Origin of the sequence: Gottschalkia purinilytica, assembly GCF_001190785.1 — a bacterium.
Classification (GTDB): Bacteria; Bacillota; Clostridia; order Tissierellales; family Gottschalkiaceae; genus Gottschalkia_A; species Gottschalkia_A purinilytica.
In genome coordinates, this window is sequence record NZ_LGSS01000030.1 from 1 (window position 1) to 10401 (window position 10401).

Genomic DNA, 10401 nt, shown 5'->3' on the forward strand with positions numbered 1-10401 from the left:
CTTTTCTTATGAAAGCTAGAGCTTTTCTTTCTTCACTTCTTGCATTTTCAGCAGCATAGAATACAGGTACTTCTGTTTTTTCATGTAATTCTTTACCTATTTCATTCGCTAACTCAATACATTCTTCAACAGTGATATTTTTGAATGGGAATAGAGGAATTGTGTCTTGGGCACCTATTCTTGGATGTGATCCACTTTGTTGCGTCATATCTATTAATTCTATAGATTTAGCAGCCATGTTTATTAAGGCTTCTTTTAATGGTTTCGGTTCACCAATTATAGTTACAACCGTTCTATTAAAGTCATGTTCTGGTTCATAACTTACTAATTTAACACCTTCTACTTTTTTAACTTCTGCTACTACAGCTTCTATAACGTCTTCTCTTCTACCTTCACTAAAATTAGGTACAGCTAAAATGTATTGCTTTTGTTCTGACATCTTAAGACTTCCTCCCTTACGTTAATAGACTTTTATATATAAACATCCACCAACACAAAAATGATTTTTTAAATGTTAGTAAATAATTTATTTCGGAAAATAAGTAACGTATGTACAATCAATATGATATGCATGTCCTATTTATTTATTAATAATAATGATAACACAAAATTTCTATATTTGCCTTTGTAATTTTTCCACAAAATAAAATAGTTTTTTTATGTATTTATAAGTTTTATTTGTAGTAATATAACAATACATATTTTGTCATAAAATGATATAATGTATATATACGTGTCTTATTTTATCATTTCTTATATTTTTAAATCAAAGAGTAATAATAATTATTATTTTAGATATAATAACTATTATTATAATTGTAATATATCATATCTTCAACCTAATTTCCTTATATTTTAATTAATTATCTATTTTTTTATTAACACTATTATATTATGCTTTTTTATTTTTTGTTTTTAGAGGTAAGTATTTCATAATATATGATATAATATTATGTATCTTGTACTATATATTTTTTAACAAATAAATTTTTAGAAGGGAGTTTTAATATGGGTTTACGTTTAATTGATTTAACACAAGAAATTTATGAGGGAATGCCTTTATTTGGAATCCATCAAAAAACATTTATAATGACTAATCAAACTTATGAACAAAATATGAAAGCTACAGGAAGTAAGACATTAGGATTTTATGCTAGAAATCTTCTTATAAGTGAACACTGTGGAACTCATAGTGATGGTATAAACGAGTTTAAACCAGGTGGAGCAAGTATAGAAAATATGCCTTTAGAACATTTCTGGGGAAGTGCTATATGCTTAGACTTAAGTCATAAAAGATATCCTGAATATATAGAACCAAAGGATTTAGAAGAAGCTCTAGCTAAATCAGGACAAGAAATTAGAAAAGGCGATATTGTACTTATGTATACTGGTCTATTTAATAGAGCATATGGTACTCCAGATTATGAAAATTACTATACTGGTTTAAGTTATGAAGGAGCCAAATGGCTTGCTGAGAGAGGCGTTATGAATATAGGAGTAGATGCTCCTGCTATAGATCAGACTCCTGACGATTTAGACTTCTCAGGACACTTAGTTTGTGGAGAATACAATATTACTAATACAGAAAATTTATGTAACTTAGATAAAGTTGTAAACAAACGTTTTCTTTATATGGGACTTCCATTAAAAATTCGTGGAGGTACAGGTTCTCCAATCCGTGCAGTAGCTTTATTAGAAGATTAATAAATATTTGATTTAGTATATATTCCTAAAATCTTTTAAATACTAGTCTCTTAATATAAAAAAACAAATACAAAGAAGTTCCTATATAATCTTTTATTTTATAGGAACTTCTTTATATTTATAAAACTATTAATTATTATAGCTGAATTTTCTATATTATTTTATATGCTACCATCACACTCTAAAACATTATAATAGTAAAATTTATTTTCATATCAATAGTTTAGTAATATAATTTAATATAATATTCTGAATTATTTATAAATATTTTCATATATTATAAACTAATATTTTGAGTATTATTGAGATTTAACTATCTAATTAAAATCTATTTTAAATTTCCCATACCGCTATGTCCTTCAATCCAGTCAATGAATTGGCGTGCAGTTCTTGGAGATCTACCGTTGTTCCATAATTCCCATTTCAAAGCATCACTAAGTAATTTCTCTTTATCTATATTCAAATTTCTCTTTTTAGCAATTCCCTCTACAATTTCTAAATATTCGTTTTTATCAGGTGCTAAAAATGATACAGTAATTCCAAACCTGTCTGCAAGAGAAAGTTTTTCTTGAATAGAGTCAGCTGCGTGTACTTCGTCATTCTTATTACTAGATTGTAGACCTTCCCTTTCATGAAAATATTCTTTGACTAAATGGCGTCTGTTTGACGTAGCATATATCAATACATTATTAGGCTTACTTTCTAAGCTACCTTCTAAAACTGCTTTAAGAGAAGCGTATCCTTTTTCTCCATCTTCAAAAGTTAGATCATCAATAAAAATGATAAATTTTTGTGGTCTATTCTTTAAACATCTTATTATATCCGGAAAATCTGACAAATGCTCCTTCGGCACTTCTATAATTCTTAGACCTTTCATATAATATTCATTTAAAATTGCCTTAACTGTAGATGATTTACCTGTCCCTCTACTTCCATAAAGAAGCATATTATTTGCAGGAAAAGAATTTAGAAATTGTAAAGTATTTTCAATTATAGTCAAACGCTGTGACTCATAACCAATTAGATCAGATAAAGCTATCGGATCAGGACTATCTATTCCTCTTAAGTAACCTGCTGAATTTGATGAACGCTCCCAAATGAAAGCTCTATAACGTGCAAATAATCCACAACCATGCTTCTCATAAAATTCTCCAAGATCATGTACACATTCACTCCACTTTTTACTTTTATTAAAAATATGTTTTATTTGTTTTAAATAGTTAGTACAACTAGTATCTTCATTATTTTTCTCATCATAGATCTGCCATTCTGAAAGTTTTTCTATAATCTTAATTTCAAATTGTTTTTCTTCAAAATGTTTTATAACACAAGACTTAATAATAGTTGGAGTAAATTCTGATACAAGCTGTAAGTTATCTAAATCATTTGCAACCGCTTCCTCCATCAACTTTATCATTTGAGTTGATTCCATAGTACCAATTTTAAGTGAATAAGGATTTTCATCGAAAATTATTCTATCAATTATATAGTCCTTTAAAGACGATATTGAATTACAATTAAGCTCAAAGAAGAAATCATTATATATATTAATGAAGTTGCTTAACTCTATTTCTCCTTTATCAACATAATCAATAAGTTCGTAAAGCCTTATAATAACTTTATCTTTACGTAAATGTCTGTAAATAGATATACCATCTAAAGCTAATTTAAATTTTACTAACTCAGAGTTATTAGTAAAATATCTGTCCATCTTAAATTCACCTCTTTATCATAAATTTAAAATAATATAATATGAATTTCTTGATCATTATTTTTTAAATTATATCATATTGAGCAAACAATATTACCTAATATTTAACAGACTGTGTGGAATTATTCCGCCCTCTCTAGGTAGGAGATGGACAATACTAATTTAGTAAATACTAGATATTCTTACTAAGTTATTATATGATAACTTCAAAACGACTAAAAACTAAATATTATATAAGCTTGTCTTATTAGAAATATTGACTTAGAAAACATACACTTCTATAAATAATAGTACATCTAAGTAAATGTGTAGTATCTCGCTAATAAACTCATATGTAAGGTAAATGTTTATAGATTATATTAATTATAAACATTTACTTCAGCGTTAAGCAGTCTGTAAATCTATTAATAAATATAGCGTATAGTATACTATACGCTATATTTAATCTTTAATATTCTACTTTAATTTTAGTATGTTATTGTTTTAGGTAAGATTTGAATACTTTGTCTTTTTACGAATTGTCCAAATCCTGGTTTAACCATAATTCCTTTAATTCCTCTTATATGTTTATCTATTAATTCAGGATGATCTTTCCTATAACTTCTTTTATATTCATCACTGTGTAAATGTGGAAATTTTTCAAATATTTCAGAGTATTTTTCTTCAACTCCTGATGGATATTCATGTACTATTGTTTTTAATTCTTCATCTGTTAATTGTGGTAACGTTCCTTCTTGTTTTTCATCATATACCACATGTCCACGAACTATAGTTTTAACTGGTTTACCTTTTAACTTCATCCCTTTAAATGGAGTATAACCACACATAGTAACCGTTTCTTTTGTTATAGTCCATTCTTTATTTAAGTCTATTATTGTAAAGTCAGCATCTGATCCTATAGCTATTGTACCTTTCTTAGGATATAACCCATAATGTTTTGCAGCATTAGTTGACAATATATCTACTAATTTGCTTAAAGAAACTCTTCCTTTATTATATCCCTCACTTATTAATATAGGTACCATAGTTTCAACTCCAGGGAATCCTGGAAATGCAGTCCATATTGTCATGTCTTCTCTATTTTTTTCACTTTCTATTTCATAAGGAGCATGATCAGTAGCTATAAAGTCAACACTTCCATTTTTAAGTCCTTCCCATAATTCTTCATTATCTTTTTTATTTCTCAGTGGAGGTGCTACTTTTGCAAAAGCTCCGTGTTCTTTCAATGCATCTTGATAATTTAATGTTAAATAGTGAGGACAAGTTTCTGAAGTTGCATTAATCCCTCTTTTCTTAGCTTCACCTATTAATTTAGCACCTATCCCTGTACTCATATGAACTATATGTAGTCTTGCATTAGTCTCTTCGGCAAAGCTTATTCCTAGCTCTATAGCAACTTTTTCCGCTAATTCCATTCTAGCTTCTGACCATGCAGTAGCATCTAGCTTTCCACCTTTTTGGAATTTTTTAACATAGAAATCACACATAGCGAAGTTTTCAGCATGAACTCCTATTGGAAGTCCTGTTTCAGCAACTGCTCTAAAACATTCTAACATTTCTGGGTCAGTAACCCTTGGATAAGTTGGAACTGACGGAGTCATGTAGACTTTGAATGCAACTACTCCATAGTCAGCTTGTTCTTTAACGTTATGCATCCAACCTTCTCTTACGTCTTCTCCTGTTACCCCACCCCACATAGCAAAGTCTACAACTGATTGAGGTTGACAAAGATCTATTTTTAGCTTTAGTTGATCAACACTTCTTGCTGAAGGAACTGTACAACATGGCATGTCTATAATAGTAGTTATACCACCTGTCGCAGCAGCTGCTGTTCCTGTTAAGAAGTTCTCTCTATGAGGAAATCCTTGATACATAAAATGGGTATGTGAATCTATACACCCTGGTAAAGTTAATTGTTCTTCTACATCTATCGTTTCTTTTGCTTCTACCCCTTCGATACAATTAGATATTCCTGATATCTTTTCATCTTTAACTAGAATATTAGTGACAATCGTGTTATCACCTAGAGGTATTCTAGCATTTTTAAGAATTAAATCGTACATAGTTAATTCCTCCTAATAATTAAAATTCATTTTAACCTGTAGTAATAGTCTTTTTCTATTTAATTATTTGCAGAGTTGGTATCTACATCATTAATTCATTTATTTTTATTAAGCTATAGAGTCTCTGAATTCTTAACTTATTATTAAGTTGTTAAACAGCTAAAATTATCACTAAAAAATCGCCTATTTCCAGGATCATATTAAGTGCCTCTCAAACAATAAATAGATATGTAAATTTTCATAAATCTAAAACTTACAGTTCAACTAAAAGTAAATATAGAATAAAAAAATTACTCTATCTACAAACTCCCATTAAAGAAAAGAGTTATAAAAAATACTTTCAATATGAACTATTATCTATTATTTTAAAAATACGTTATAGATTAGAAAATCTAATACTATTCAGACATATCACAACTATTTATGTATATTATCTCTCTTAGTTTCATTTCTATACATATAGTTTTACTTTATATTTAGTTCGTTCTCTAATTGTTGTATAGGTATTGAAACAAATGATTTATTATAATCCATATTATATTTATTCCTTTTATTTCTTTAATATAAAAAAAGGAAATATATTAGAAGTTCTAATATATTTCCTTTTCTATGTTTATTTCTTTAAAAGTTGCTTTATCTTCAAAGAAATTTCTAGATTCAGTCTATCATTTGGATTTTCTAAATCCATCCCCGTTATTTCTTTTATTCTTTGAATTCTATAAAGTACCGTATTATAGTGAGTAAATAAAGAATCAGACATTTTCTTTAGATTACCATTATTTAAAAAATAGGCTTCTAAGGTTTTAACTAATTCAGTAGATTTTCTACTATCATATTCTACAAGAGATCTTATGGTACTGTTATAAAATTTAACCAATTCTTCTTCTAAGTGTTCTTGGCACAGTATTTTAAATATCCCTAAATCTTCGAATCTTACAACTGAACTTTCGCTTAATATTTTACCTGCACTTATAGCTTTTACAGAATCTGTATAACTACTATTAAAGCTTTCGAGCCCTTTATATACCCTTCCTATTCCAACTCTTAAATCTATTCTTTCATACTTTTCTATCATTAAATCTATTTGTTCTACCAAATTATCTATAACACCCTTAATTTCCATATCACTTCTAAAGGATACAAGAACCATCATTCTCTCAATCTTACTAGCAACAATTCCTGTTATATTTAAGTTTTCTAGAATTTTTTCTATATTATCATGTATATTAGAGATATATTGTTGTAATGAATCCGTAGTTAAATCTATTTTATTAAAATGATCCTCTTTATTCTTTATTTTAAACGTTATGCTCAAAAAATTATCTCTTCTATTTAAATTAAAAAATGAGGCTCTATCTATAGCTTTTTCTTTTCTTTTTTCATCTAAAGATATTAAATCCTCTATAAACTCAGATTTATATCTGTTTTCTACCTCTCTTAAAGATAATACCTTAAGAACTTCAAGAGCCATAGTAGTAGAAGCTATTTCCAAAACTGATAAATCATATCCTCCTAAAGAACTGTTTATTCCCCAAGCAAAAATATGACCAAAAACGCTATCTTTAGCTATAATAGGAACAACCATTCTTTTTACATATTTTGAATTTATAAGCTCATTTGTTTCATCTATTTTCTTCTCTTTATATTTTTCATGATTAATATAAAAATGTTCCATATTATTTATGAGTATTTTTTTTATAGAATCATCACAAAATTCTAGTTTTTTAATCATCGTATCAGGAAATTCTAGCTTTACAATGATAGGATTCTTTATATTGTCACTAATAAGTTTAGTAACTTCTTCTATATCAAAACCGTTTAACATTGCATTCATAAACTGTTCATATATCTTTTCAATTTTCTTTAACAAGTAAGCTTGTCTATTAAATATTTCATTAAAAATAGGGGTCATTATATCTGAAAGTGGCGTGTCAGAATGAATGTCTATTATAGGGAAATTAAGTTCTTCTGATAAACTTAATACTTCATATGGAAGTGATTCTAAATAAGGAGATATTTTTACTCCTATACCTGCAAGCCCTTTTTTTGAACATTCTCTAATAAGATTTTTTTGTTCTTCTAGGCTGATTTTATTTAAAGAATATCCAGTTGTAAGTAAAAAGTCTCCTTCTCCTATCCAACTAGATATATCAGGATCAGCCATGACATTTACACTAGACATAGTATTTCTGATTCCTTTATATCCAGAAATAATTTTGCAGTTTTTCATGCATTCCATATTTAGAGCATCTTCGATTGTTATTCCATTTTGTCTTCCCATGTTAATCTACTCCTTGAAAAGATATTTATACAATATTAGTCAATTTTTTAGTCAATGAGATTTAAAGCATTATATATAACAAATATTAAATGAATTATAAATTAAGTCCTTAATAAGAATTTATCATATTTTCATAAAATTTTCATAAAAAATAAAATTTTATCTTAATAAATTACTATACCTTTTATCTTTTAAAATTATAACTTAGATTTATATAAATCAAAGAATACAACCTATATTATTAAGTAATTCATACTGCTAAATATATATTTTTTTCATGTGATTTTCAAGTATTTAATTAGTCCTATTTTAATTCAAACAATTCTATTTAACTTTATGAATTACTTAACCCTTAACCTTAACTTCACCGTATTATAAATTTTCAAATAAAAAGGGACTTTACATTCAATAAATATAAAGTCCCCCACCCTCTATATCAACAAATATTATAATTTGCTGTATACAATTTTTACAGTTTCGTCTCTTAACTCTTTTCCTGAGTTTACTAAGCTTTCACATTCTTTTTTAATGTTAGCTACATAATCTTGGTCGCTGATTCCGCCTAAGTTAATTAGTACGTTAAATACAGCCCCTTCTAATCCTGAACATGCTAATAATGCTCCAACACCAGCATCTGTTATAGCGTTTTGGTTTCCATATTCAGCAAATACTTTTTGAAGTTTTAATACTTCTAATGATTGTTTAGCAGCATCTAGTGGCACTTCCATAGCTTTCTTTAAAGCTTCTTCCATAGCAGCTTTTCTAGCAGCTTTTTCTTCATCAGTTTCTTTTGGTAATTTCATTGCTTCCATGTAATCATTGAAAGCTGATGTATCTTCGTCTATTAATTCATTTAATCTTTCTACTAATTTAGTAACTTTTGCAAGATTTTCATCTAATTGAGATTTTTGATCATCAGTTAATTTTTCATAAGCTTTTCTACCTACAGTTAAGTTACCTACCATTGCAGTTAAAGCCGCACCTAAACTACTTGCTAATGCTGAAACGCTTCCACCACCTGGAGCTGGTTCGTTACTTGCTACTTGAGCAACAAAATCTTTAACAGTTTTATCTACTAATAACATGTTTTTTGTCCTCCTTTTAATATGTATTTTAATTTTAGTTTTAATTTTATTTTTTACTTATTACTAATAGTCTTCTATTAGTGATTCCATGCTTAGTTTATCATAATATTAGATTAAAGTCTATGCATATTTTTTACACAAATCTTAACATTATACCTTTTTTTGCCTTTTCTATCTAAAGCTTAGGTTAATGCCTATTTACGTATGTTATTTCATTATTTTAAATTATAAAAATTTTATATTTCATTTTCTTTACATATAGCTAATTTATTCAAAAATTGAAACATTTTATTTTATATATGAAATTAACACTATTAGAGTTAAAAATTTCAATTATATTGGTTAACTATGTTGACATGATATTAAGTACAATATATAATATATAACATAACTGATAAAGTTTTTGTGTTAGTTATATGAAAACGTTTTTTCGGCTTAAAATACTTTGAAAAAGGGGTAATGGGATAATTATATTTTATAGTATTTTAGGCATTTACGTTTTATCTAAGGTATCATAAGTTACTAAGGGGTTTTTTGATCGTATTATTTTTTTATATTCACATCTTTTTAAGCATCAAAGAAGCTACTTTATCGTTCGGAAATCTAAACTTCCTTGATGCTTAAAAACTTCTTTTTTATATTCAAATTGGCACATAAAGCTTTAAAAGCTTTTTTAAATAAAATACTTTAATAATTTTTCTATCACTAATCTCACTATCGACTAACTACAATCTATACTAATTAATGTCTAACTTAATAAAAGGGAGATGGTATGTCTTACAAATTATGAAAACGCTTTCTGTGGATTCTTTATATTTTTCATTTATTAATTTAAAATCTATTTTTACAATTACTAATTAAAGGAGGATGTATCAATGGAAGATAATACGAATACAGTAAATAATAGCAATTCCGAACTATTATATAAAATTGATGAAAAGCCATCTTTACCCGTATCTGTCTTATTAGCTATTCAACATATTGTAACTGCATTTGGTGGTATTGTCGCAGTTCCTTTAGTTATAGGTCAGGCACTTGGTCTTCCTGTTCCAGAAGTAGCATTTTTAGTAAGTGCTACAATATTTGTATCAGGTATTACTACTTTTATTCAAGCTAAGGGAGTAGGTCCTGTAGGTGCAAAAGTTCCTTGTATTATGGGTACCGACTTTACTTTTGTTGCTCCTTCGTTGGCTGTAGCACTTCCTGCTGCTGCTGGTGGTATGGGATTAGGTCTACCAGGACTATTCGGAGCGACTATAATGGGATCTTTTTCAGAAATGATTTTAAGCAGATTCTTAAAACCTTTAATGAAATTTTTCCCTCCAATTGTTACTGGTACTGTTGTTACATTAATAGGTACAACACTACTTCCAGTATCAATGGACTGGGCAGCTGGTGGAGTTGGTGCAAAAGACTATGGTAGTTTAAGAAATGTCATCATATCAATAGTTGTATTGTTAATCATCATATTTTTAAATAGATATGGTAAAGGAATTGTAGGTAGTGCTTCTGTTCTTATTGGTATAGTTATAGGTTATATTATATGTTATCCTTTAG

At 27.8% G+C, this 10401-nt stretch carries 6 protein-coding genes and 1 pseudogene; 2 read left to right on the plus strand and 5 right to left on the minus strand.

The features are described from left to right. Positions 1-439, minus strand: a pseudogene (locus tag CLPU_RS15715) (glutamate formimidoyltransferase); the annotation flags it as partial. 569 nt (positions 440-1008) lie between these two features. On the opposite strand from CLPU_RS15715, the gene CLPU_RS15720 reads away from it, so the two are divergent. After that, positions 1009-1704: a cyclase family protein gene (locus tag CLPU_RS15720; RefSeq protein ID WP_050378982.1), complete on the plus strand. Its 696-nt coding sequence runs from the start codon at positions 1009-1011 to the stop codon at positions 1702-1704. Positions 1705-2032: 328 nt separating this feature from the next. Here CLPU_RS15720 and CLPU_RS15725 read toward each other — a convergent pair whose 3' ends face one another. From CLPU_RS15725 to CLPU_RS15740, 4 genes are all read right to left on the minus strand, one after another. After that, a complete protein-coding gene (locus CLPU_RS15725; protein WP_050378984.1) occupies positions 2033-3415 on the minus strand; it encodes an ATP-binding protein in 1383 nt (460 codons plus the stop codon). 467 nt (positions 3416-3882) lie between these two features. Further along, on the minus strand, positions 3883-5478 hold the full coding sequence (locus CLPU_RS15730) for a dihydroorotase (protein WP_082154277.1): 1596 nt from the start codon (positions 5476-5478) through the stop codon (positions 3883-3885). Positions 5479-6091: 613 nt separating this feature from the next. Then, on the minus strand, positions 6092-7759 hold the full coding sequence (locus tag CLPU_RS15735; RefSeq protein WP_050378985.1) for a PucR family transcriptional regulator: 1668 nt from the start codon (positions 7757-7759) through the stop codon (positions 6092-6094). Positions 7760-8205: 446 nt separating this feature from the next. Further along, entirely contained in the window at positions 8206-8844 is a 639-nt protein-coding gene (locus CLPU_RS15740; protein ID WP_050378987.1) for a cyclodeaminase/cyclohydrolase family protein, read from the minus strand. Between the two features lie 875 nt (positions 8845-9719). Between CLPU_RS15740 and CLPU_RS15745 the strand changes: the two genes are divergently transcribed. Further along, a partial coding sequence (locus CLPU_RS15745) for a uracil-xanthine permease family protein (RefSeq protein ID WP_321169977.1) occupies positions 9720-10401 on the plus strand: 682 nt, incomplete at its 3' end.